We start from the raw sequence: 24,508 nt of genomic DNA on the forward strand, positions 1-24,508 counted from the left end.
CCTTCAGTATGCAGAAAACCCGCCCTCTTCACAAGGGCGGGAACAAAACGTGCGGTTTTCTGAACGGTCCCGTGAGGATCCGCTGGTTCGTGCTTCCGCGAAAAGCAGGGCCGGTGTCGGGGTTGTTTTGTTCATAAGGGCCGTCCACCAGCGTGTCGGTATTGACTAAAAGAAGATCCGTAGCCGGATCATCCCGATCCAAAAGCGCCTCAAGTGTCCAGCCGGTAAAGACCCAGACGTCTTTGCCGGCTTTTTGGCATGCTTTTGCGATCAACCCCGCCGCTTGTGCCTGTTCGAAAGGTTCACCACCGCTCAGCGTCACGTCACTGAGCGGGTTCTGAAGTAGCGTATCAATGATGGCAGAGACGGGTTGTTCCGAACCGTTTTCACGGATCCAAGAGTCCGGATTGTGGCAACCGAGGCAGTGGTGCGGGCAACCGGCAAAGAAGACGACGCTCCTCAGTCCAGGTCCGTCAACGACGGAATCGTGGCGGATATCCAAAACAAACGCCGTCGTCATCGGTGCTTCACCCGGTCCTCTTCTTCGGCGGTCTTTGCCGGATTCCAGCGCGACATGCTGCCAACGAGGTAGCCGGTAATCCGGCGGATCCGCTCGATCTGATCCGGATTGTCATTGCCGCAAGATGGACATTCAGTGTCAATGGGTCCCGTGTGGCTGCAGGTGAGGCAGCGGTCCACGGGGTGATTGATGCTCCCGTAGCCCATGCCGGACCTTGCCATATGCTGCACGATCTGATCCATCGCCTTCAGATTACCGCTGACGTCCCCGTCCACTTCGATGTAGCTGATGTGCCCGGCATTGGTGAACGCATGATACGGGGCCTCGATCCGGATTTTCTCCGCAATGGTCGTCTGCGCGTAGACCGGGACATGAAAGGAATTGGTGTAATAAGCCCGGTCTGTGACGCCGGGGATAGTCCCGAACTGCTTTTGGTCGTGTTTGACAAAGCGTCCGCTCAAGCCTTCTGCCGGCGTACCGATCAGGGTGATGTTCATATCATGGGTGTCACTCGCTTCATCACAGAGGGTGCGAAGCCGGCGAACGATGGAGAGGCCAAGCGCCTCTGCCTTGTCACCTTCCCCGTGGTGGGACCCTGTCAGGGCGACGAGGGCTTCGGCGAGACCGATAAAACCGATGCTGAGCGTCCCGTGTTTGAGGACGTCTGCCAGACAAGCGCCGTTCTTGAGCGTGCCGCTCGTGTGCCAGAGTTCTTCACCGAAGAGAAACGAGAAAGACGCCGGTGGCTGGCTGCACTGGTAGCGGAAGCGTTCAAGGAGCTGGCGGATGACGAGATGAACGGTGTTGTCCAGACGATGAAAGAACGCCGTCGTGTCCGGACTCGTCAGCGCGAGGCGGACAAGATTGATACTCGTAAACGACAAATTGCCGCGGCCGACGCTCTGGTCGTCGCCGTGCCGGTTTTGCATGACACGCGTCCGGCAGCCCATATAGGCGACTTCCGTCTCGGGTCTTGCCTCATCAAGGGCGGAAGCGTTAAACGGCGCATCGAGAAAGCTGAAGTTCGGGAAGAGCCGCTTGCCGGTTGTCTTCAGGGCAAGCTGATACAGGTCTTCATTCGGATCACCCGGTTTTAAGTTCACGCCGGCTTTGAGTTTCATGATTTGAATCGGGAAAATCGGCGTCTCGCCGTTGCCGAGGCCCCTTAAAGTGGCATGCAGAAGATTACGGATGAGGAGCCGCCCTGCTTTTGACGTATCGGTACCGTAGTTGATGGACGTGAAAGGCACCTGTCCGCCGCTTCTCGAATGAAGGCTGTTCAGGTTATGGATGAACGCCTCGCAGGCCTGATAGACGTCCCGGTCGGTTTGCTGCCAGGCGCGGGCCTTTCGTTCGTCTTCGGTGAGATCGGGGCGCTCGTCACGAAGCCGGTTCAGGTGGCGTTCGTTTGTCTTTGTGACGTATGGCGCCAAGTCGTGATCAAAGGCCTGATAGCTCTGTCCGCCGTGCTGCTGGTTCTGGTTGCTCTGAAAGATGATCGCGGCAAGGGAAAGGGCCGTGGTGATCGACTGGGGCGGTCGGATGAAGCCGTGTCCGGTATCAAAGCCTGTTGCAAGCAGTTTCCCCAGGGGAATCTGACAGCACGTCGTCGTGCCGGTGACGTAATAATCGAGGTCATGGATATGGATCAGATTGTCGTCAATGGCCCGGAGCGTCTCGTCACTGAGGAGATGTTCCCTTGCATAGGCTCTTGCAGCAATGCTGGCAAACCGGTTCATCATCCCGCTCGGTGAGGTGCTGTCGACGTTGGCGTTCTCTCTCGTCACAGCCGGGTCCTTGGAGCGGGTCACACGGTTAAGTTCGGTCATAATCGGGTCGTGGTGTGTATCCTGGTGAGGGGCTTTCGCAGATGTATACAGATCAGTCATGGATCATAGCCCTCCTTATGAATCATTGTCAGTTATGGGATCTGTGCCTGTGTGAAGCTGATGCAGAAACGACCGGATGGCGTTTGTGTCACCGGCCTGTGGCATGAGTTCGATCTTGAGAGTTGCCAAGACGTCAACATGCTCACTGAGACGCGCGCTCAGTTCATCAACGGCGCCGCAAAAAGACGGATAGAAACGGTCCCCTGTGCCGAACACGCCAACAGGGACATCTTGCTTCATGTGGGTGATGACGGCTTCAAGAACAGGAAGAAAACGTTCGGGGATCTGCCCGTCTCCCCAGCTGTATGTACCGATCATGAGAGACGTTGCTCCGTTCATGACCGTTTTGATATCATCCGGATGGGGATTGAGATGGACGGCAGGATCCGGATGTCCGGCGAGCTCGCGGATTTGTTCCGCGAGCGCAGCCGTATTCCCCGTTTGGCTGTAACAGAGAATGACAGGACGACGATTACAGTTCGTCAAAGCCATTGTCTGAGGTCACTTTCGTGTAGCTGCGTGATTTCTGCTCAAAGAAGTCTGATTTCGTCTGGTTCATCATCGTATCACTGAAGACGTGAATCCACGGCATCGGGTTGTCCCGCTCCGGGAAGAGGTTCGAAAGCCCGAGCTGACGAAGCCGTTTGTTGACGAGGTATTCCACATAGCCGTTGAATTCGCCGAGGTCGATGCCGTCGATGTCTGCGAGGATGACGGCAGCCCATTCCTGTTCGAGCCCTGCGGCACTTGCCATCGCGTCATACACATATTGCACATTCTCGCGGGTATTGAGTTCCGGGTGATCGGTCAGAAGAATGCGGACGAACTGGGACATGAAATACGCGTGCTGCATCTCGTCACGCTGGATATAGCTGATCATCGTGCTCGTCTTCATCATCTTCTGCTGGCGGGCGAGGTGATAGAAGAAGGCGAATCCGGCATAGAAATAGACGCCTTCAAGGTTCAAAGACTGCACCGCCAGTTCGAAGAGGTGCTGTGGAGACGGATGCTGTCGGAAGCGTTCATAGGCGCTCAGAATCACATCGTTGCGCCGCTGGATCAGTGGATCCTCTTTCGCTTCCTGAAAGCGCCGAGTCTGTTCCTGCTGGTTTACAAGCGAGCTGAGTACGTATGAATACGATTCGTTATGCACGGCCTCCTGTTGGGCAACGATGGCGAAGATCGCTTTGAAGGAAGGATCGGTGACGTAGTCCATCACCTGGCTCATCGTTGGCGTCTGAAGGCTGTCGAGGGAGGCGAGCTGGGTGTTGATCCGCAGGAAGACGTCCTGCTCCGCCGGCGTCAGCTCAGCCCACTGCTTGATGTCATCTTGCATGTTGATCTCCTGGGCCTTCCAGAAGTTCGCGAGCAGGGTCTGATAGAGATCGTACATATGGGGATAGGCAATGTCGTTCCAGTTCAAAATCCCCGAGGCCTCACCCTGAATAAGCCCTGTCGAGCGGTTCGGATGCGTGGGATTCAGAAGGGGAATGCGGATCATCGGTTCATGGATCATGGTGTTTCTCACTCCTTGGTCATGGTTTGGCGTATCAATGAACACGTTCAGCTCTCACAGACGTCACAGCTCTCGATCTCTTCCTGGGACGTGCTTCGGATATAGTACGTCGTCTTGAGTCCCTGTTTCCACGCCTCGAGATGCAGCGAAAGCAGCTCTTTGGCCCGGATGGCGTGGTGGACGTACAGATTAAAGCTCACGCCCTGATCGATGTGTTTCTGTCGCGCGGCGTTTTGCCTGATGCTCCACGTCTGATCGAGGGTGTGGCGGGTTTTTTGGTAGTACGGGTACGTGTTGTGATCGAGTTCCGGTGCGGTGACGAGAAACTTGAAGTTCTTCTTTTCTTCAGCGAACTCGACGGCGTAAAGCGGATCGATCCCGTCCGTGGATCCGCCGATTTTGGCAGTGGACGAGTTGGGTGCCACGGCCATCATCCAGCCGTTTCGCACCCCGCTTTCACTAACGGTCTTTTTAAGCGTCTGCCAGTTGGCGGAGGTGTATCCCCGCCGTTCAAAATAACGGCCGCTTTCCCACTCGGAGCCTTTGAAGGCCGGATAGGCGCCTTTTTCTCTCGCGAGTGCCGCGGATGCTTCAATGGCCAGGTACGCGATCGTTTCATACAGCCGGTCTGCTTCCTGGACGGCTTCGTCGGATTCCCAATGGATCTGATTCTTCGCCAGATAGTGATGCCAGCCGAATGTGCCGAGGCCGACGGCCCGGTAACGGCTGTTGGTACGGCGGGCCTGCTGGACAGGAAGCTGATTCAAATCGATGACATTGTCGAGCATGCGCATCTGAATTGGAATGAGCCGCTTTAAAATGTCCGGGTCTCCTGCGTTCCCGAGATTAACCGAGGAGAGATTACAGACGACAAAGTCCCCGGGTTTTCGGACGATGACCTGATCGCCCTCTTCTGTCTCGTATTCCTTTGTAATGACGGAAGGGGACATGTTCTGGGCAATTTCTGTACAGAGGTTGCTTGAATAGATCGTTGTGCGTCCCGGTTCGCCGGCGATTTTATTCGGATTTTGCCGGTTGACCTCATCCCGGTAAAAGAAGTACGGGGTGCCGGTCTCGAGTTGGGAGACCATCATTCTGGCCATGATATCCATCGCCCTGTATGTCTCTCTTGGAAGAAGAGGATGATGGACTGCTTCTTCGTATTTCTCTGTAAAATAGGGACGGTCCGCTTCGTCGAAGAAATCTTCGAGTCCGAGGGGGTTGCCGTCCTTGTCTTTCCAGCCCATGATCTGTTTGACCTCATGGGGACAGAACACATGCCATTCACCGATGCTTCGGCCGTTTTCATCGGTTTCTTCAAGTTTCTTCATAAAGAGATCCGGAAGACAGACGCCGGTGAAGATGTCGTGAGCTTTCCGACGCTCGTCGCCGTTGTTCGTCTTCAGATCGAGAAAGCCGTTCATGATGTCTTTATGAAAGACGTCGAGGTAGACGGCGATCGCCCCTTGCCGCTGTCCGAGCTGATCGACGCTGACGGCGGTGTTGTTCAGCTGTCTGATCCATGGGATGACGCCGGATGAGTTCCCTTTAAATCCCTTAATGTCTGAACCGAGGGCTCTTACCTTGCCGTAATAGACACCGATCCCGCCGCCGTCTTTACTGAGGCGGGCGATGTCCCAGTTGTTCAGGTAGATACCGTCGAGAGAATCATCGACGGTGTCAATGAAGCATGAGGAGAGCTGACCGTGGCTCTTGCCGGCATTGGCGAGGGTCGGCGTGGCGACGGTCATATAGAGATGACTCATCGCCCAGTAAGCTTCCCGGACGAGGGCGAGGCGCTTCTCCTGCGGTTCGTGCATCATCAGCACAAGGGCGATGACGAGAAACCGCTCCTGAGGTAGTTCGAACAGCTCCCCGTCTGTCGTCCGTGTCAAATAGCGGTCGGCAAGCAGAAACAGCCCGGGATACGTAAAGAGACGGTCCTGATCAGGGTTGAGCATCGAAGCCGCTTCATCAAGCTCAGCGGGGGAATAATACTCGGTGAGCCGGTTGTCGTAGAGGCCGAGGCGGACTCCTTCAAAGATCAGACCGGGGAAATCTTCATAGGCCTCACCGGTGTTCAAATGCCGCGTTTTGGCGGCTGATTCATAGAGATCCTCTGCGAATAGGGCGGCTGCCTTATAAGTCCAGTGAGGTTCCGACATGGATACGCGGTTCAGGGCATCCTGCATCTGTGTCTGTCTTGTTGTTTGTTCCATTCGTATACTCATCGTCATCCGCTCCATTTCGTACATACAGAAAAACCCGCTTCCTCTCGGGAGGAAACGGGCTGGCAGATCGAAGCTTTGCAGGCGGTTGTCAGGTTGCGCAGGGAGACACGGAAAAACGAAGCGCAGGACAGGGAAGCCGAAACGAGCCTTGATCCACCCTCCCAGTTCCCGAAGAGGATGATCTTACGTGGATCATGGCAGGTCTCCTGGCTCGTGCGTCAGCCGCCTCACACCCTTCCCACCCGAAACAGGCAGTGGATACGTGTGAGTTGTCAGCACTTACAGTTGCGGGAACAGCTCCGGTTTTTCACCGGATTCCCTTTTCAGTCGCGTGGACACCATAATCACGGGTCATACTATATGTTGTGTGTTAAAATGCTTTGTAATCAATATCTTCTATGTTTCACAGTGTAACGGATGATTGGATAAAAGACAAGTCTTGTTTTCGAAGATCGTCTGAAAGACCTGTCACGGGGTGTGGATCCGTAAAAAGATCCCCGTTTTGGGGATCAGCGCATATGGGGGGTTCGCAGACGCCGAAGAGCGAGGGTGTTTTGTCTGACGGCATAAGCTGCGGTGACGAGCATCAGAAGGTGAAGCGCCCGATTGGAATCCCGACGTATACGGTAAAGAAGAGGAGGGCCAGGGCGAAGGTGACGGCAATCATCAGCATGTTCGAGATAAAGGGGTGCACAGGCGGGCTCCTTTCCTTTGGGGGCGTGTGGAATGGGCCAAGGATCAGATTCTTCAGTCAAACGTCCGTTTCGTGAAGACCATTCTGAATGCATGGGCCGCGAGTGAAACGCCAAACGCGGCGGTAAACGCCAGTGTGATCGTCCAGATGATCTGCGACGTGGCGAAAAACCCGATGGGCAAAAGCGCGATCAGAGGATATCCGAACCAGCGGGATGCAAACAGGTTCCGGGTTTGCAGAGCTGTCTCCATTGGTGCGCGGCGCCGTGAAGTCAGGACGGGTGCGAGCACAATGAGAAGCAGAAGCAGAGGTGCAATGATGTCGGAAAAAAGCGATTCAGGCATGGCAGCCTCCTTGCATGATAGTGATCCAATCTTTTACCAGTTTAGCATCTCAGGAAAAAACGGACAAGTCATGACCGGTGATCGCCTTGCAAGCAGACTTCTTTCGGAACCCGTAACAAATACGGTATACTGAACAGAGACTGACAGATGCAGGAGCTGTTTGACTATGCCCGATGATGTACGGAAATTCCCCATTGTCGCCGTGCTTCTCACGGGGACCTTTGTGGCGATTTTGAATCAGACCCTTCTGGTGACGGCCATTCCGCCGATTATGCGGGATCTTGGCATCAACGCGAACATGGCCCAGTGGGTGAATACGATCTTCATGCTGGTGAACGGGATTATGATTCCCATCACCGCTTTTCTGATTGGCAAATTTACGACGAGAAAGCTCTTTATGACGGCGATGAGTCTCTTTGCCTTGGGGACGCTTGTGGCGGGTCTGTCCCCGAACTTCGAAACGCTCATTTTGGGACGGATCATTCAGGCGAGTGGTGCGGGCATCATGATTCCCCTTATGCAGACGGTGCTGTTTATGATTTTCCCCGTGGAGAAACGCGGGCAGGCGATGGGACTCGTGGGCCTTGTCATCGCATTCGCACCGGCAATCGGCCCGACGCTCTCAGGCTTTATCGTTGATCAGTATCCGTGGCGGCTGTTGTTTTTTATCGTGCTTCCGATTGCCCTGATTGACCTCGTCGTCGCGTATTTTGTGCTGAAGAACGTGACAAAGCAGACCTTTCCGACGATCGACATCAAATCGATCATGCTCTCGACGTTCGGCTTTGGCGGGCTGCTGTTTGCCTTCAGCTATGCGGGAACAACCGGATGGACGAGTTGGGAAGTGCTCGTGTCCACTGGTGTCGGCGGTGTGACCCTCACCTGGTTTATTTTGAGGCAGCTGCGGATTCCGGAGCCGATTCTCGAGTTTCGGGTGTTTCGCTATTCGATTTTTGCGTTAAGCAACGTCATCGGGATCGTTGTCTTCATGTCGATGATCGGAGCGGCGACGATTTTGCCGATTTACATGCAGGATATGCTTGGATTCTCCGCCTTTCAGTCCGGGCTCATGCTCTTGCCCGGTGCACTGTTAATGGGCCTCTTAAACCCGATTACAGGGCGCATCTTCGACAAGGTCGGGGCGCGCTGGCTCTCGATATCGGGAATGGCGCTCTTGACGGTGATGACGTTTCTGTTTACGCGTCTTACGGAGGACACGTCGTTTCTCTATATGACAACGGTCCATGCCTTTCGCATGATGAGTCTTGCCATGGTAATGATGCCGATTACAACAGCGGGCCTAAATCAGCTCCCTGAACGCCTCATTCCGCACGGGACGGCGATGAATAACACGCTCCGACAGGTCGGCGGCTCCCTTGGAACGGCTTTCCTTGTCACGGTGATGACCGTCGGTGCCGCCTTTTCCTCCAACGGGCGGACGATGAACGAGGCGATGATCCAGGGCGTGAACTTCTCCTTCTGGGTTGCCACATTCCTTGCCTTTATCGGCTTTGTGATCGCGATGTTTGTGAAGAATCCGCCTAAGCGGCAAGAGGTGGAGGAGTCAACGAACCCCCACTGAGGTACAACGTTTTAGCGGGGGCTTGAGATAGCCATGCAGGTCTTTTCTTGCAAAGGTTGACGCTCTGCATGATTCTTCTCAAATCACTGTTTTTGGTTGGTACTGGCGACGTACTATCGTTTTCCCACTTGCACCACCCTTCCGAAGAAGAGCAGTTCTTCCTTTCGGAAGAAACCACCACTCAGTATATAACTGGCGTGTGCTACAAGCCCCCACTTCAAACAGACCGCGAGGTCGTTAAGTGGTGGGTCGTTGACGCTTAAGGATACAGATTGCAGGGTCAAGGGAAGTCATCACCTGATAAAAATGATCAAACCGGTGATCGATGGCCTTTACAGAGGCAAAAACCTTTGAAGTCTTATTTGATTAAAGAACTGCTGAAAAGAATAGGTGAAGCATAATTGCCATCACCGTTTCAACACAAACCCCGAATGCCATTAAAATAATGAGCATAAGTGAAAAAAGAAGTCAGAGATATTCTGAACAAGCCTTATCATATCGTAACGAACGCGGTTCGTGATGAGGTGGGTCACTATTATGTGGCCAGAGTATTGGAATTCGACGGATGCATAGCTACAGGAGAGACGCAAGAAGAAGCGCATCAGATGGTCAATGAAGTGATGGAAAGTTATATCGAAGACATGCTTGAGGATGGAGATGCGATTCCGGAGCCGGTTGGGGATGATCATTTCAGTGGTAACGTCAGGCTTCGCATGCCGAAGAGTCTCCACAGGGATTTAAGTCGTGCCGCAAAATTGGAAGGGGTCTCATTAAATCAATACCTGATCTCCAAATTGAGTAAATGACAGAAAGAGAAGAACCCCCTTACCAGGTTGCCGGCGAGGGGATTCTTCTCTTATTTGAAAGCCTCATTGCCCGAGGACATAATTCTTCGAAACATTGGCGAGCACGATCAACACGGGAATCAGGAGCGGTGGCACGATAAACAGCAGGATCAGCTCATACGCGATCAGATAGCGCTCGAGAAACGCGACATAAAACTGATAGCTTAAAAAGGTGTAGAGAAGAAAGAAGAGAAGAAAAAGCAGTCTGTCTCTGAACATGTATCCGGCCTCCTGACGAAAAAAGACTCGGGGCCGGCGTCACAGACTTCATGCCCGAATTCATCTGAGTCCGGTAACACAGCTGTCGGCGCCAACCCGCTTGATCCGGTAACGGATGCGTTCAGTATAGCACGGATGACGATGGGAGGTAAATATATACATAAAAAGAAAGGGCAGGATTGTTGCGTTGCGGAAAAGGCGGCGGATACATTTGAAGATCATTCGGGTATAGGGAACAAGAAAGAACGAGAAGGGAGACGTTAACGATGCATATTCAACTGATCCGAAATGCCACTGTGATCATACAGATCGCAGGGAAAAGGCTGCTCGTTGACCCGATGCTGTCACCTAAAGGCACGATGCCCGGTTTTCGAAACAGTCCGAGAGAAGAAGAAGGAAATCCCCTCGTTGAGTTGCCTGTTCCGATTGAGGAGATTGTTGAAATCGATGCGGTGATTGTGACACATCTCCATGCGGATCACTGGGATCAGGCTGCGGTGGATCATTTGCCGAAAGACGTGTCGCTCTTTTGTCAGAATGAAGAGGATCAGCGGGCGATCAAGAACCAGGGCTTCCGGGATGTCCGGGTGCTGAGGCCGGAGACGAAGTGGGCAGGGATACAGCTTACCGTGACCCCGGCCCAACACGGAAGAGGAGAAATACTGAATCACCTCGGTCACGTCTCAGGTGTTGTGCTCAAGCACCCGTCGGAACCGGTGACGTATCTTACGGGAGACACGGTCTGGTATGAGGGTGTCGCGGAGACGATTCGCCGTCACGAGCCGGATGTGATCGTCGTGAACGGCGGGGACAATCAGTTTCACACAGGCGGGTCGCTCGTGATGGGCAAAAAAGATATCTTAGACGTGCACAAGGCTTCGCCGGCGAGTGATCTTGTCGCTGTTCATATGGAAGCGGTGAATCACTGGACGCTCTCACGCATGGAGCTTCGCCGGTTTTCCGAAGAGGAGGGAATGGCGGAGCGTTTATGGATTCCGGACGACGGCGAGTCCCGGTCCTATTGATTATTTTTTCAATGTCTTGATCATCTCCATAAATTCTTGACAATTGGCCGGTAAGATAAAGCCATAACCAATTGAAAGGGGAAATGAATGATGATGAAGAAACGAAATACGTGGCTTACGGTAACAGGTGTATTGGCGCTTGGGATTCTGATTGGCACGATCATGACCGGTCCTGCAGGTGCGTTCGGACCGGGAGGCGGTCCTTCCGGACAGCCAGGCATGGGCGGTTTTCAGTCCGAAGAAGAGTGGGAAGCGTTCCATGAAGAGCTTGGATTTGACGGAGAAGCCGGTCCGGGACGTATGATGGGTCTGTCTGAAGAAGAGCTCGAAGCCTTCTACGAAGAGCGCGGAAGCGAAGGGACACGCTTTCACCGCGGAGGTGGCATGATGCGCGGTTTTGATTCCGAAGAAGACTGGGAAGCCTTTCATGAGAACCGCGGATTTGGCAGAGGCATGATGAACGGCTGGAGTGAGGAACAGCGTGACGAAATGATTCAGTTTATGGAAGAGAATGAAGGGACGATGCCGTGCGGACGTTCGTTTGAAGAGGGGGCCTTCTGGGATGACCGCGACACAGAAGATGAGGCCTCATGATGCATGGTTATAATACCGGGAACTTCCTGATGGGAGGAGGATGGATCTGGGGGCTGTTTCAGCTGGCCCTCGTGATCCTCATCGTCTATGTGGTCTGGCAGCTGATACAGAACAGACGGGGCTCCTCTTCCCAGGAAGATGCGAGGCAGGATGCCCTGTCGATCCTCGACAGCCGCTTCGCCTCAGGTGAAATCGATGATGACGAATATAATCGGAAAAAGCGGGCGATTTTGGATCGCTGATGGTATACTCGGGACAGAATCGAACGTGACGGTTTTGTCCCGTTTTTTATGTTTTCGACAGAAAGGTTGATGGTGATGCATATGATGGGAGGCGGAGGACCGGGCGGCTTCTGGTGGATGCCGGTGATGATGGGCGTGTACGTTCTGATCCTGATCATTTTGGCCGTCGTCTTAATCCGCTCGTTTACGAAAGGTTCAGGTAAGGGAAAATCGGCGATTGATATTCTCAACGAACAGCTCGCAAGAGGCGAGATCAGTGAAGAGGATTACGACCGTCTGAAGGCCAAAATCCTCGACAGTGAAAGGCGGGATCGGCAATGAGGCAGCTGTCCGTGAAAATCGGTCTGCTGTTTCTCGTTTTTATACTGCTTATTCAGTCGGTCCTGTTTTTCGCCCTTTATTGGACCATTGCAGGAGACCGGGTCGATGAGGTGTTTGAAGGGATGCTCGCACAGGGGCGAAGCCATGCCGAAGCGCTGTCGATGGATTTCACTGACGAGACGATGGCGCATGTCGTGATGATGGAACAGGGGAACGAGCAGGATGTGCTGATTACCGGAACAGACGGTGAGATTCTGAAACAGGGCGGGGATTTCCCAGAGGAGATCACGGTGGACGGTTGGCTCGACGGTTTGCCGGAAACGGGGCCGGACAGCGTGATGCTTGAGGAGAACTGGCAGGGGGCGACGCATGTCCTCTCTGCATCCCGGGTGACCATTGACGGTACCGTGGCGGGTTACGTGGTGATGGCGGCTCCGTCCGGCATGATCCTTGGAACGGTCTCGCAGTTGACGAATCAGTTTGTCATCGGTGGTCTGTTGTCGGTCGTTCTGACGATGGTGACGGTGTTCTTCCTGAGCCGCGTCGTATCCCTGCCCCTGAGACAGATGACGGAAGCGACCCGTGACCTGGCTAAAGGCGAGATGCATGTCACCCTCGGGTATGACCGGAATGATGAGCTTGGTGAGCTTGAGCTCGCGATCCGTCAGCTCGCGCAGGACCTTGAGAAGGTGAAACAGGAGCGAAACGAGTTCCTCGCAGGCATTGCCCACGAGCTGAAGACCCCGCTTACATACGTCAAAGGCTATGCCGATATGGCGAAGAGGGCGGATACCGGTGAAGCGGACAGGGCGCGCTATTTGGCGATCATTGAAGAAGAGGCGGCTTCGCTCACGCGTCTCGTGGGAGATCTGTTTGATCTGGCGAAGCTTGATTCCAATTCGTTTGCCATAGAGAAAGGGACCGTTGATCTCTCTGACGTTCTCCGGGGCTTTTGCCGGGATCTTGCCCCGGTTGCCAAGGAGCGAAACAGGCTGCTTGCCGGTGACATCGAGGATCGGATCCGGGTGAAAGCCGATGAGTGCCGTCTCATTCAGGTGCTTCGGAACCTGACGGATAATGCGATCCGGTATTCGGATGAGGATTCGGCGGTAACGGTCTCTTTGACGCGTGCCGGTGATGGCCGTATCCTGTTGGCTGTTGCTGACGAAGGAGCCGGGATCGCGAAGCACCATCTGCCCTATCTGTTTGACCGGCTGTACCGGGCTGATCCGTCCCGTTCGCGGGAAACCGGCGGAAGCGGGATTGGGCTGTCGATTGTGAAGGCGATCGTCGATCAGCACGGCTGGGCGATTGAAGCGAAGAGTGAAGTCAATAAGGGGACCGTGATGACGGTGACGATACCGAAAGGAGACGTTCTTGATGGCGACGATCCTGATTGTGGATGACGAAACCCGAATGCTCGACCTTGTGGCCCTGTATGTTGCGCCTTACGGACACCGGGTGCTGAAAGAATCTGACGGGGAAGCGGCGGTGAACCGCGTTGCAGATGAACCGGTGGACCTCGTCATACTTGATGTGATGATGCCAAAGATGAATGGATGGGAGGTCTGTCAGGACATCCGCTCTTTTTCGGATGTGCCGATTATTATGCTCACGGCACGTGACGGGAAAGAAGATGTCGTCAAGGGGCTCCGCTACGGGGCTGATGATTACGTCACGAAGCCCTTTGATGAAGGGGAACTGATGGCGCGGGTGGACGCCCTTCTCCGACGAACGAAACGGCAGGATGAAGCGGCCTGTGGCGGACTCGTCTGGAACGGCCGGGAACGCGCTCTTTCATTTGAGGGGGAGGCGATCCATCTCACCCCGAAAGAGTTTGATACGATCGGCCTCTTTCTCAGGAACCCAGGCAGGGCCTTTTCACGTGAAGAGATCATTGAAACGGCCTGGGGACTTGGCTCCGGGACCGAGGGGCGCACCGTTGATACGCATATCCGGAATATGCGGGAGAAGATCAAGAAAAGCGGCTTTCCTGTGGAGGATCATTTGAAAACGGTCTGGGGCAAAGGCTATAAGTGGGAGAGTGAACGGGATGGGAGTCATTGACTTCCGTCCGTTTTCTTTTTTGCATGCGGACATGGTAAATGTGTTTTTGATGTAAGAAATCACAGTGCGGATCCGTCTAATGGGTGAAGGCAGTTGGGGAGGTCGTGAGTATGTCAGATATTGAAACACTGTTTGAGGACCATGCGGATGATGTGTATCATTTCCTGGTCTATTATACGAGGCGTGATGATGTGGAGGATCTCGTGCAGGAGACGTTTATCCGCGCGCTCCGTTCCATTGACGGTTTTGAGGGGCGGTCGGCCGCGAAGACATGGCTGATTACGATTGCGAGGCGTCTTACCGTGGATGGAGGGCGGAAGAAGCGGGATGTGCCGGTTGGTGATGAACACCTTGAATACCGGCAGAACGAAACCGGAACAGATGCGTCAGAAGCGGTGATTCGTCAGGAAACGGCGGATGAACTGCTTGATCAGATTCACCGGCTTCCGGACAGGCAGCGGGATGTGATGCTGTTGAGAGGGATCAGTGAGCTCGATGCCACAGAAACCGCAGCGGTGCTTAACATGAGCCGGACGGGCGTGTATGTGACGTATCACCGTGCCCTGCGTACATTAAGGAGCCGAATGGACCGAGGAGGCGATAGGCTGTGAAACGGGACCCAGTGATCGAAGAGCTGAAGAATAAACCGAAAAGACGGCTGTCAGGCGTGAGCCGACGCGGGATTCTTCATGAACTGAAGCAGGAAGAAGCGCGACTCGACGCTAAGAGCACACGTCGGAAAGGGAGATGGCTGCCCCCCGGGAAAGGGATGACCTATGCGGCGACGGTGCTGTTGTTCCCTGTCATTGCTGTCGTGATGTGGCTGCTTCTTGAAGGAAGCTCTGACATGGAGGAAACGATGTTTTTCCAGGGTGAACAGGTCAACATCACGGCGCCCAAAGAGCCGGATGAGACGGCACTCGTCTTCCATTTTGAGCAGCACGAGGCAGGGGACGTGATTCTTGACGGGAGTCCGGATCCTGACGTTGCCAGGCGGATTGCAGCCAATCATGAGATCGACGGAATTGAACGGTTTGGGCGGATTGAAGGCGCTAAGTATGACTTTTACGGCTATTACTATGTGGATGACCACCGCCGGCTGCATCTTGCCGGTGCGGTGACCATTGACTCCGGAGCGGAGGATGAACAGTATTTGCTGGAGGTGTTCTCGATACAGATTGATGAATCGACGCTCCGGGCCTTTCATGACGGGGAAGAGAACATGATGACGATGCTGAATGATGCGAGGCACGGGCAAAGTGAACAGTATTATCTGTTTGGCCTCGGGTTCAGTCCGGAAGCAAACGTGGCGGATGTGACCGTGGAAGGGTTCGACGAGCTCGAAACGCTCATCGCAGACGGGCAGCTGATCATGTTCGGGTTCGGCGATACCCTGGAGCGGCACCTGGATGTGGTCGTGGACGGTGCAGGTCTTGATATGTTTATCGACCGGCTGGAAACAGAGCTTTGCCTCGAAGACGGGAGCTGTTATGAGCGGCCGTTTCTCCGGCACCCGCTCCTGCCGGATTATTAATACGATCAAAAAAAGTAACGGCAGCCCGGGAGGCTAACTCATCCCGGGCTGCCGTTTTTCGTCTGACTGGCTGATCTGGGACTTCTTTATGAGAACTTCGCCTCAAAAGTTGAACGAAATTCACAAAAACTACCGTCGCAATAAAGAAAAAACACGCCAAAAACACGGATATAAAGCGCTTTACGAAAACGATTTAGGGTGAAATAAACACGGTGAGAATTCCTTTGTAAAAGGCTTTTCCTTGTGATAAGCTGTTTATAACGAAAGTTTTCGGAATGAATGCAGGGCGGTTCTTCTGAAACTGTTTCGTATGACGAGAGAGTGAACCGTGAGGAGCGTACGTAATCATGAAAATGACCATTAAAGAAATAGCCAAGCTTGCGGGGGTTTCCCAGGCAACGGTATCGAAAATTATTAATAATTACGATGATGTGGGCCAAAAAACCAAAGAGCGTGTACTGGCCATTATGGACGAATACGGCTACAGACCTTCGTATGCAGCCCAGTCACTCGTAAAAAAGGTGACGAAAGTGGTCGGGGTGATTTATGCCGGTCACATCAATGCCAACTTCAATCATCCGTTCTTTGTTGAAGTGGTGGACATGTTTAAGAAAACCCTCGGAGGAGAAGGCTATGACCTGTTGTTTTTCTCTAACGAAAAGTTTCATAAAGCCGACGAAAATTACCTGCAGCGCTGCCAGCACTACAATGTGGACGGCTGTATCATTATCGGAGGAGAACAGGTCGAGCCGTCGATTTATGAACTGGATCAGAGCACGATTCCGTGTATCGGTGTCGACATTGAACTGACGGGTCCTCATTCAGGATACATCATGACGGACAATATCCAGGTGTCCTCGATGGCGGTCGAACACTTCTATCTGACGGGGCGGCGTGAAGTTGCTTTTATCGGAGGGGAAAAAGAATCCTTTGTATCAAGGCAGCGTGAGGCTGGCTTCAGGGAACGGATTAAGGCTTACGGGCTTCAGGCTCCTGAAGAGTGGTTCGTGTATGGGGACTTCTTCGAAGAGAGCGGTTATGCCTGCATGAAGGAGCTGTTGCGTTCCGAGCGCACACCGCAGGCGATCTTCGCCATTTCGGATTTGATGGCCTTCGGTGCCATGAAAGCGATCAAGGATCAGGGGCTCGATATTCATGATTTCGCGATTATCGGCTGTGATGACATCACCGCTGCGAAGCATGTTGAACCGCCGCTTACGACGATTAAACAGGATAAGCAGAAAATCGGGCGGATGGCGGCCTTTATATTGAAGGACCTCATTACCGGTCACATTGAACAGACTTCCCTGAAGGTCGATCCGGAACTGGTGGTCAGGGAGTCCTGCGGGTCGAAAAAGCCCGGTGTGATGAGATGAACAAAATCCAGCAGCTCAGTGAAGGGATCTTTCGCTACGCCTTGTTAAACCTGATGTGGGTCGGGTATTCTCTTCTCGGTTTCATCGTGTTCGGGATTTTGCCGGCTACCATTGCCCTTTTTAAGGTGCATTTCCACCAGCACCGGAATCGCCTTGAGCCTGAAAGGGAATCGGATGTCCGGGTGTTTCATGAGGCATATAAATCATCTTTTATCAGAGGCAATCTCTTAATGCTGATACTCACGGCCGCAGGAGTCTTCCTCTACGCGGATCTGTACATTGTTCTGAGGATGGATCATGCGCTCATGCCAATCCTGCTCGGCCTGATTGTGGCACTGACAGTATTGTATCTGCTGTTTCTGTTTTTCGTGCCGGCGTCGTTTGCTTACGAAAACCGGCCGTTTTTTGAAACGATCCGTGCGGGGTTCTATATGGCTGTTCTTTCACCGATCTACTCCATTTCGCTGGTGATCGCCTTCGGAATTATCATTTATGCAGGTCAAATTGTCCCTGCAATCCACTTATTTTTCACGGCCAGTGTCATGACATACCTTGTCACAGCAGTGTTTCTGCTGAAGGCGGACAGGCTCAGACGCATGGCTGGAAAAAATAATTAATAATTTTTTGAAGAAAGCGTTGACATTCATGGGAGATCGTTTTACAATTGCCTTACGAAACCGATTTAGAAAAACGGACGAAAGTAAAGACATACAAGCAGATTCGTCGAAGCCGGATTCTTTTTTTTACGGCAGACACGAAACCGATTTAGTAAACGTTTCGTTCTTTAATCTTCATCGGTGTCGGCAAACTACTTTCAACACAGGGGGATGAACAATGAAAAAGTATTTGTATTTAACAAGCATCATCGGGATGTCAGCTATGCTCGCAGCGTGCGGCGGCAATGACGAAGGAAATAACGGCAATGCAGATCCGGATCCGGACAATGCAAACAGCCCAAGCGCAGACAACGAGAATGATGACACGGAAGTTTCTGATGTCGGCTCAGACGATGCAGACGTGGAACTGAGTGTCTGGCTCTTCGGTGCTACTGGCTACCCGGAATTGGCTGAAGAATACGCGGAAGAAAATCCGAATGTCAGCATCAGTTTCCAGGAAATCGAAATGGGTGACCACCACAACAACCTGTTCACTGCACTTTCAGCAGGAAGCGGCGCACCTGACCTTGCATTGATCGAAGTATCTGAAATGGATGGCTACAAATCCGCTGAAGATCGTTTCGTCAACCTGTTTGACATGGGTGCGGGAGACCTTGAAGATGACTATCTTGACTGGGCATGGGAAAATGCACAGAACGTCGATGGAGACTTCCTCTTCGGTCTTCCGACTGACGTAGGCCCAACGGCTATGTTCTACCGTGCTGACGTATTCGAAGAAGCTGGCCTTCCATCTGATCCGGAAGAATTAGAAGCAATGCTTCAGACGTGGGAAGATTACGAAGAAGCAGCTGCAACAATCATGGAAGAAACAGGTAAGCCGATTTCCGGAAACCCGGAAACGTTATACAACGCACTTCGTGACCAGGCTCCACAGTCTTACTTCAATGAAGACAATGAGCTGATCCTTGAAACAACAGACTACGTTCGTAACGCATTCATGCGTACGTCCGACATGATCAACAATGACTTCGTTGAAAATCTCGGCATGTGGACACCTGAATGGGGATCCGGCATGGCTGACGGCAGCTTTGCTGCAATGATGGCACCGGCTTGGATGCAGGGTGTTATTCAGGATAACGCGCCTGACGCAACGGAGTGGAGAATTATCCAGGTTCCTGAAGGTGGCGGAAACTGGGGCGGTTCTTATATGACTATGCCTGACCAGACAGAGCACCCTGAAGAAGCATATGCATTCATGGAGTGGCTCCTTGCTCCAGAACAACAGTTAAAGGCGTTTGAAAACATGGGTCTCTTCCCATCTGCACCTTCTGTGTATGAAATGGATGAATTCCAAAACTTCACAAGTGACTACTTCGGTGGCCAGGCAACGGCTCAGGTCTTTGCACAGTCTGCACTTGACGGTGAGCACGTTTACCAGGGACCAAGCTATGGTGATGTGAACAGTGAAATCCTGTCCGGTTTGGATAACGTTTATGACGGTATCGACCCAGAAGAAGAGTGGGAAGATGTTCTTAACCGTGTGAATCAGCGTATTAACCGATAAAAGGTGATTGTCAGCGGGTATGATGAATCATCGTACCCGCTGCAATTCTTTTCTGACCGGGTTATTGGTTTTGAAAGGTACGCGAACCTGGATCAAGTGAACATATACGCTGTTTTTCAAAACCAATACCTATTCAGCATTACACACAAAAGAGGAGGATTCTTATGTCTGATTCCAATGAAACATCAAACAAATTGAACCAGACAGAACCGGCGGCTCCGAAAGAGCCGAAGCGGAGAAAGTTTTCGCAGCGTCAGAAGAATATGGCGTCCGGCTATCTGTTTATCTCGCCATTTTACTTTCTGTTTGCGGTTTTTGGGCTTTTCCCGATTTTATTCAGTTTTTATCTCGCATTTTTCCGCTGGGACGGTCTTGGCCCGATGGAGTATGTCGGATTCAGAAACTTTGAGATCATTTTTAATGATCCGCTGTTTTGGAAGTCCCTGTACAATACGATCATCATCGGTCTGATGGGAACGGCTCCGCAGCTGATTGCAGCACTGCTGCTCGCTTTTGCACTGAACTCTGTTCTGGTTAAAGCGAAGAGTGCTTTCCGTCTTGCGATTTTCTTGCCGTATGTCACGTCGATCGTTGCCGTGGCCATCGTATTCAGTGTCATCTTCAGTAACCAGGCATCCGGTCTTGTCAACTCATTCATCGGCCTGTTTGGTGCAGATCCGGTCACGTGGTCACGTTCCGAATGGGGGACGAAGTTCGCTATTGCGACGATGATCTTCTGGCGTTGGGTCGGGTATAACATGATTATTTATCTTGCCGGGATGCAGAGTATTCCGAACGACCTGTATGAAGCGGCCAAAATCGACGGCGCAACTGTACGGCAGCAAATCTGGTATGTCACGATCCCAATGCTGAAGCCGTTCATTATCTTCACGGTCTTCACTGCGACAATCGGGGCGCTTCAAGTCTTTGCCGAGCCGCATATCTTCCAGGGGAGAGCGGGACGGACCGAGGGGATTACCGTGGTACTCTACCTCTACCGTGACGCCTTCGTGAGTAACTTCTTTGGAACGGCATCTGCAACGGCCATCGTGCTCTTCTTTATCATTATCGTCATGTCCATTTCGAACATGTACTTTGCGAACCGAATTGGTCAGTCGAAGAAGGTAGGTGTGAAACAATGAAGTCAGAAAAACAAAAGACACTAATCAGTAAAATCCTTCTGTATATCGGGTTATCCATTGTTTCCCTTGCCTCGCTATTTCCATTCTACTGGATGTTTGTCATGGCAACGAACTCAAACGAAATGATTAACCGGACACCGCCGGTCATGGTTCCTGGTGACAGGCTCGTCGATAACTTTCAAAACGTATTGAACAGTATTCCATTCTTTCAGACCATGTTGAACTCTCTGATCGCAGCGACATCGATCACCCTTGGGGTGCTCCTGTTAACCTCGATCGCCGGTTTTGCCTTCGCGAAGCTTGAATTCCCTGCGCGAAACATCCTGTTCTTCTTTATTCTCGGAACGATGATGATTCCGCCGCAGCTCGGTCTTATTCCAACGTACTTCATCATCACGGAACTCGGCTGGCTGAGTGACCTGCGTGCTGTTATTGTACCGGGTCTGATGAACGCCTTCGGGATCTTCTGGATGAGACAGTACGTCGCGAGTGCCGTGCCTGATGAGATCATCGAAGCCGCCCGTATTGACGGCTGTTCTAACTTCCGTATCTACTGGAACATTGTTGTACCGGTTATTTTGCCGGCCTTCGCAACACTCGGGATCATCGTCTTCATGTTCGTATGGGGTGACTACCTCTGGCCGCTCGTTGTGCTTCAGGATCAGTCCAGCCAGACGATTCAGGTTGCACTTCGTTCCCTCATGGATGACCGAAGCCGTGACTACGGTATGATTCTGTCCGGTACATTCTGGGCTACCGTGCCGCTCGTCGTGGTATTCCTGTTCTTCAACAAGCTCTTCATCCGAAGTATCGCAGACGGTGCGGTCAAGAGCTAAACCATAACGTAATTGAATAGAAACAACTGAGGAGGTGTGTCTGCATAAGGCGCACCTTCTCCTCTGATAACGGGCATAATACAGCATAGCACTTGCTTATCAGAAGGCCTGATCAAGAAAACGATTATCTTTCAGAAAGGATGAATAACATGAATCAGCTGAACAATGATGGTTCGTTTCAGATGGACGACTTTCAAAACAAAGCACCTTTTTCAAGCTTCCTGCCGGGGATTGCCGGCGCGAGAGGGATTCCGGCATGGGCTTTCTATGTGAACAGAGGCCAGGGGATCGCATCCTTTGGTGTACAGGATAAGGATCATGCCATCATGGAGTTCCACCCGGCGGATAAATCGTATCAGCATGTGTACCAGCAGGGTTTCCGGACGTTTCTGAACGTCCATGACGAGGACGGGGATGTTTTCGTGGAGCCTTTCGCCATTGAAGGCGCGGTCAGTGAGCAAGTGAAAGAATCGATGCAGATCCACGATAATGCCCTGAAACTGACATACAGCCATGAAACCGTCGGGCTTGAGATGACGGTGACGTATACGGCACTTCCGGAATCCAAGGTGGGCGCACTCATGCGTCACGTGGATTTGACGAACAAAACGGACCGGCCTGTTCATGTGGAACTCCTCGACGGGATGCCGCGGGTCATGCCGAGCGGCGTAAGCAATGCCGCCTACAAGGAACTCGGCAATACGCTGAAGAGTTGGTTTGATGTGGAAGAAGCATCTTGGAGCGTGCCGTTTTACACACTGAGAGGCAGTATGGATGACTCGGCGGAAGTACGCGAAATTCCTGCAGGGAATTTTTACAGCACCCTCGTCAAGACAGAGACCGGGATCCATCAGCCGGTTCCGGTTGTGGATCCGGGTCTCGTCTTCGGGACCGATACGTCATTGACACTGCCGAAAGGTTTCCTGGGCGGGTTTCAGGCACCTGAAACCATTGAAGAACAGACGGTAACAAACAAAGTGGCCTGCGGGTTTACGCATCTCGATATTTCGTTGGAACCCGGATCATCCGTCAGCTGGATCTCCGTAACGGGATCTGGTAAGAACAAAGAGACGGTGGCAGGCTTCATCAGTGAAACGTTTAATTTTGATGAACTTCTCGCAAAAGAAGCACGTGCGATGGCCCTTGTAAAGGAAATGACGGACACGGTGTCGGCAAAGACAGCGCACCCGGTTTTTGACAGCTATGCCAGACAGAACTATCTCGATAACGGCCTTCGCGGCGGATTTCCTGTGGCTTACGGCAGTGAGCCGGGGCAGATCTTCTATCTGTTCTCAAGAAAGCACGGGGATCTTGAGCGTGACTATAACTTTTTCTCCATCAGCCCGACCTACTATTCACAAGGGAACGGCAACTACCGGGACGTGAATCAGAACCGCAGGCTTGATCTCTTTTTTGAGCCGCGGGTGCATGATAGGAGCGTGCGACAGTTTATGAGTCTGATTCAGCTTGACGGCTATAACCCGCTTGTCGTCAAAGGCACGACTTTCTCGGCGGGAGAAACAGTGGATGGTGTGATTACAAACCATGTGGGGGCGGACGATCGGGAAAAGGTGCTGACCTTTTTTGATACACCGTTTACACCTGGGGAGCTGCTTCACTTTGTTGAGGATGAAGGAATCATGCTTATGGCTTCCTTTGAAGAGTTCCTTGAATCCGTTCTGAAAGAAAGCCTCGAATCCGTAGATGCAGATCACGGTGAAGGCTTCTGGGTGGATCACTGGACGTATAACCTCGACCTGATCGACAGCTTCCTGGGTGTCTATCCGGATCAGCGTGAGCAATTCTTTACGGACAAAGTGTATCCGTTCTTCGATACACCGGTGAGTATCATGCCGCGTTCCTCGACGTACCGTATCCTTGAGGGCAAGGGGCTTCGTCAGTATGACGCCATCAAAGAAGATGAAGAGAAGCTGCACGGCCAGAAAGACGGTGAGATCAGTTCCTGGGTGGCCCGTAAAGAGGGTGGCCGTTATGAGACGGATCTTTATTCAAAGCTGGTGCTCCTGGCTGCGTCGAAAACAGCGGCCATCGCGCCATACGGACTCGGTGTGGAGATGGAAGCCGGAAAGCCGGGCTGGAATGATTCCCTGAACGGCCTGCCGGGTCTGGTCGGGACGAGCACATCGGAACTGATGGAGCTGAAGCGTCTTGTGGATCTCCTGGTTGATGAGGGCCCATATGACGTGACGCTGCCGTCTCCGTCCGTTGCCTTCATACACCAGCTTGCTGATCTTGCCGGTGAGCCTTCCGGAGACGCGATGACTGACTGGGATCAGCGGGCAACGCTCCGTGAAACGTACCGCAGCCAGGTGACAGGAAAGCCGGTTCAGTCTGAAACGGTTGTTGATCAGGCGACGGTCAAGGAGAGGCTCATTGCATTGAAGCGTCTTGTTGACGAGAGCGTCGAAGCGGTGAATGGCTATGGTGAGCTGATCCCGACGTACTTTTACTTTGAAGCGGAAGGCGAACTGCATGAAGACCTCTCTAAACTTCAGCTGAAGCCTGTGGCCGTGACACCGTTCCTTGAAGGAATCGTGAAGAAGATGAAGGTGTCTGACCGATCAGGTGCCAAGGCGCTCTATGACAAAGTCAAAGACTCCGACATCTATGACCGTAAACTCGGGATGTACAAAACGTCCATGTCCATTCAGGGAGAGACGAATGAAATCGGCCGGGCGAAGGCGTTTACGCCAGGCTGGCTTGAGAACGAATCGATCTTCCTGCATATGGCGTACAAGTATCACCTTGAAACGCTGCGTTCCGGTCTGTACACCGATTATTATGAAGACATCAAGCACGCGCTGATTCCGTTTTTGGATGCAGACGTATACGGACGAAGCACGCTCGAAAACTCTTCCTTTATCGCAAGCTCGGCGAACCCGGACGAGAGTCTGCACGGCCGGGGCTATGTGGCCAGGCTGAGTGGATCGACCGTTGAATTCCTGCATATGTGGCTTGTGATGATGGGCGCTGAACGCCCATTCACAGCAGAAGACGGGCTGACTTTTGCCCTGTCACCGAAGCTTGCAGGTTCGTTCTTCACCGAAGAGGGTGAAGTCTCATTCCGCCTTTTCAATCAGTGTGAAGTGACTTACAGCAATCCGTCACGTAAAGACACGTTTGGTGAGAACGCGGTCAAGCCGGTACAGTATACGCTTACGTATCGGGATGGGAAAGAAGAACTATTAAATGCTGGAGACGTAACAGGACCATCCGCAGAAGCTGTCCGAAACGGCAGTGTTAGCGCGATTCACGTTACGCTCGCCTGAATACAGTCAAACCGGGCCCTCTGATGACGATCAGAGGGCCTTTAGCTTACGGACAAATGG

General features: G+C 52.6%; 23 protein-coding genes and 1 riboswitch. Of the genes, 16 read left to right on the plus strand and 7 right to left on the minus strand.

Annotated elements, in window-relative coordinates; translation table 11 throughout:
- Window positions 1-28: 28 nt before the first annotated feature.
- The 6 genes from BSEL_RS01620 to BSEL_RS01650 all read right to left on the minus strand — a co-directional run bounded on the left by BSEL_RS01620 (window position 29) and on the right by BSEL_RS01650 (window position 7,194).
- Window positions 29-520 carry a 4Fe-4S cluster-binding domain-containing protein gene (locus BSEL_RS01620; RefSeq protein WP_013171271.1) on the minus strand — a complete coding sequence of 164 codons (492 nt, stop codon included), beginning with the start codon at window positions 518-520 and terminating at the stop codon, window positions 29-31.
- A complete protein-coding gene (locus BSEL_RS01625) occupies window positions 517-2,409 on the minus strand; it encodes an anaerobic ribonucleoside triphosphate reductase (protein WP_013171272.1) in 1,893 nt (630 codons plus the stop codon). The genes BSEL_RS01620 and BSEL_RS01625 overlap by 4 nt, the downstream gene beginning before the upstream one ends.
- 15 nt (window positions 2,410-2,424) lie before the next feature.
- Entirely contained in the window at window positions 2,425-2,901 is a 477-nt protein-coding gene (locus BSEL_RS16890) for a flavodoxin domain-containing protein (protein WP_013171273.1), read from the minus strand.
- Window positions 2,882-3,925: a ribonucleotide-diphosphate reductase subunit beta gene (locus BSEL_RS01635; RefSeq protein ID WP_013171274.1), complete on the minus strand. Its 1,044-nt coding sequence runs from the start codon at window positions 3,923-3,925 to the stop codon at window positions 2,882-2,884. The genes BSEL_RS16890 and BSEL_RS01635 overlap by 20 nt, the downstream gene beginning before the upstream one ends.
- Window positions 3,926-3,972: 47 nt before the next feature.
- The gene (locus tag BSEL_RS01640; protein WP_232970482.1) at window positions 3,973-6,156 is read right to left on the minus strand and encodes a ribonucleoside-diphosphate reductase subunit alpha; all 2,184 of its coding nucleotides are present in this window, start codon (window positions 6,154-6,156) and stop codon (window positions 3,973-3,975) included.
- Window positions 6,157-6,335: 179 nt separating this feature from the next.
- Window positions 6,336-6,514, minus strand: a riboswitch (cobalamin riboswitch).
- A 389-nt stretch (window positions 6,515-6,903) separates the two neighbouring features.
- Window positions 6,904-7,194: a hypothetical protein gene (locus BSEL_RS01650; protein WP_013171277.1), complete on the minus strand. Its 291-nt coding sequence runs from the start codon at window positions 7,192-7,194 to the stop codon at window positions 6,904-6,906.
- A 166-nt stretch (window positions 7,195-7,360) separates the two neighbouring features.
- Between BSEL_RS01650 and BSEL_RS01655 the strand changes: the two genes are divergently transcribed.
- Window positions 7,361-8,776 carry an MDR family MFS transporter gene (locus BSEL_RS01655; protein WP_013171278.1) on the plus strand — a complete coding sequence of 472 codons (1,416 nt, stop codon included), beginning with the start codon at window positions 7,361-7,363 and terminating at the stop codon, window positions 8,774-8,776.
- Window positions 8,777-9,231: 455 nt separating this feature from the next.
- Window positions 9,232-9,582, plus strand: coding sequence for a type II toxin-antitoxin system HicB family antitoxin (locus tag BSEL_RS01665; protein WP_013171280.1), 351 nt, complete (start codon window positions 9,232-9,234; stop codon window positions 9,580-9,582).
- Between the two features lie 63 nt (window positions 9,583-9,645).
- Here the strand turns inward: BSEL_RS01665 and BSEL_RS01670 are convergent, their stop codons facing one another.
- Window positions 9,646-9,840, minus strand: coding sequence for a hypothetical protein (locus tag BSEL_RS01670; protein ID WP_013171281.1), 195 nt, complete (start codon window positions 9,838-9,840; stop codon window positions 9,646-9,648).
- Window positions 9,841-10,106: 266 nt separating this feature from the next.
- Here BSEL_RS01670 and BSEL_RS01675 point away from each other — a divergent pair, with 266 nt between their 5' ends.
- The 14 genes from BSEL_RS01675 (at window position 10,107) to BSEL_RS17835 (ending at window position 24,448) form a co-directional block, all read left to right on the plus strand.
- Window positions 10,107-10,865 carry an MBL fold metallo-hydrolase gene (locus tag BSEL_RS01675; RefSeq protein ID WP_013171282.1) on the plus strand — a complete coding sequence of 253 codons (759 nt, stop codon included), beginning with the start codon at window positions 10,107-10,109 and terminating at the stop codon, window positions 10,863-10,865.
- Window positions 10,866-10,952: 87 nt separating this feature from the next.
- Window positions 10,953-11,459, plus strand: a complete 507-nt coding sequence (locus tag BSEL_RS01680; RefSeq protein WP_155522684.1) for a hypothetical protein — start codon at window positions 10,953-10,955, stop codon at window positions 11,457-11,459.
- Window positions 11,456-11,701 (plus strand): SHOCT domain-containing protein, encoded by a 246-nt coding sequence (locus BSEL_RS01685; RefSeq protein WP_049773505.1) that lies wholly within the window; start codon window positions 11,456-11,458, stop codon window positions 11,699-11,701. Before BSEL_RS01680 ends, BSEL_RS01685 begins: the two co-directional genes overlap by 4 nt.
- Window positions 11,702-11,776: 75 nt before the next feature.
- Window positions 11,777-12,022 carry an SHOCT domain-containing protein gene (locus BSEL_RS01690; RefSeq protein ID WP_013171285.1) on the plus strand — a complete coding sequence of 82 codons (246 nt, stop codon included), beginning with the start codon at window positions 11,777-11,779 and terminating at the stop codon, window positions 12,020-12,022.
- Complete coding sequence (locus BSEL_RS01695) at window positions 12,019-13,428, plus strand: sensor histidine kinase (protein ID WP_013171286.1); 1,410 nt, start codon at window positions 12,019-12,021, stop codon at window positions 13,426-13,428. Before BSEL_RS01690 ends, BSEL_RS01695 begins: the two co-directional genes overlap by 4 nt.
- Complete coding sequence (locus BSEL_RS01700) at window positions 13,403-14,089, plus strand: response regulator transcription factor (RefSeq protein WP_013171287.1); 687 nt, start codon at window positions 13,403-13,405, stop codon at window positions 14,087-14,089. Before BSEL_RS01695 ends, BSEL_RS01700 begins: the two co-directional genes overlap by 26 nt.
- A gap of 110 nt (window positions 14,090-14,199) precedes the next feature.
- A complete protein-coding gene (locus BSEL_RS01705; RefSeq protein ID WP_013171288.1) occupies window positions 14,200-14,700 on the plus strand; it encodes an RNA polymerase sigma factor in 501 nt (166 codons plus the stop codon).
- Window positions 14,697-15,623, plus strand: a complete 927-nt coding sequence (locus BSEL_RS01710; RefSeq protein ID WP_013171289.1) for a hypothetical protein — start codon at window positions 14,697-14,699, stop codon at window positions 15,621-15,623. The genes BSEL_RS01705 and BSEL_RS01710 overlap by 4 nt, the downstream gene beginning before the upstream one ends.
- Before the next feature lie 347 nt (window positions 15,624-15,970).
- Complete coding sequence (locus tag BSEL_RS01715; protein WP_013171290.1) at window positions 15,971-16,999, plus strand: LacI family DNA-binding transcriptional regulator; 1,029 nt, start codon at window positions 15,971-15,973, stop codon at window positions 16,997-16,999.
- The gene (locus tag BSEL_RS01720) at window positions 16,996-17,616 is read left to right on the plus strand and encodes a YesL family protein (RefSeq protein ID WP_013171291.1); all 621 of its coding nucleotides are present in this window, start codon (window positions 16,996-16,998) and stop codon (window positions 17,614-17,616) included. Before BSEL_RS01715 ends, BSEL_RS01720 begins: the two co-directional genes overlap by 4 nt.
- 217 nt (window positions 17,617-17,833) lie before the next feature.
- Window positions 17,834-19,180, plus strand: coding sequence for an ABC transporter substrate-binding protein (locus BSEL_RS01725; protein WP_013171292.1), 1,347 nt, complete (start codon window positions 17,834-17,836; stop codon window positions 19,178-19,180).
- A 164-nt stretch (window positions 19,181-19,344) separates the two neighbouring features.
- The gene (locus BSEL_RS01730; protein WP_013171293.1) at window positions 19,345-20,322 is read left to right on the plus strand and encodes a carbohydrate ABC transporter permease; all 978 of its coding nucleotides are present in this window, start codon (window positions 19,345-19,347) and stop codon (window positions 20,320-20,322) included.
- Entirely contained in the window at window positions 20,319-21,158 is an 840-nt protein-coding gene (locus BSEL_RS01735; RefSeq protein WP_013171294.1) for a carbohydrate ABC transporter permease, read from the plus strand. Before BSEL_RS01730 ends, BSEL_RS01735 begins: the two co-directional genes overlap by 4 nt.
- A 149-nt stretch (window positions 21,159-21,307) precedes the next feature.
- Window positions 21,308-24,448 carry a hypothetical protein gene (locus BSEL_RS17835; RefSeq protein ID WP_013171295.1) on the plus strand — a complete coding sequence of 1,047 codons (3,141 nt, stop codon included), beginning with the start codon at window positions 21,308-21,310 and terminating at the stop codon, window positions 24,446-24,448.
- Window positions 24,449-24,508 lie beyond the last annotated feature (60 nt).

The organism is [Bacillus] selenitireducens MLS10 (assembly GCF_000093085.1).
GTDB lineage: Bacteria > Bacillota > Bacilli > Bacillales > Salisediminibacteriaceae > Salisediminibacterium > Salisediminibacterium selenitireducens.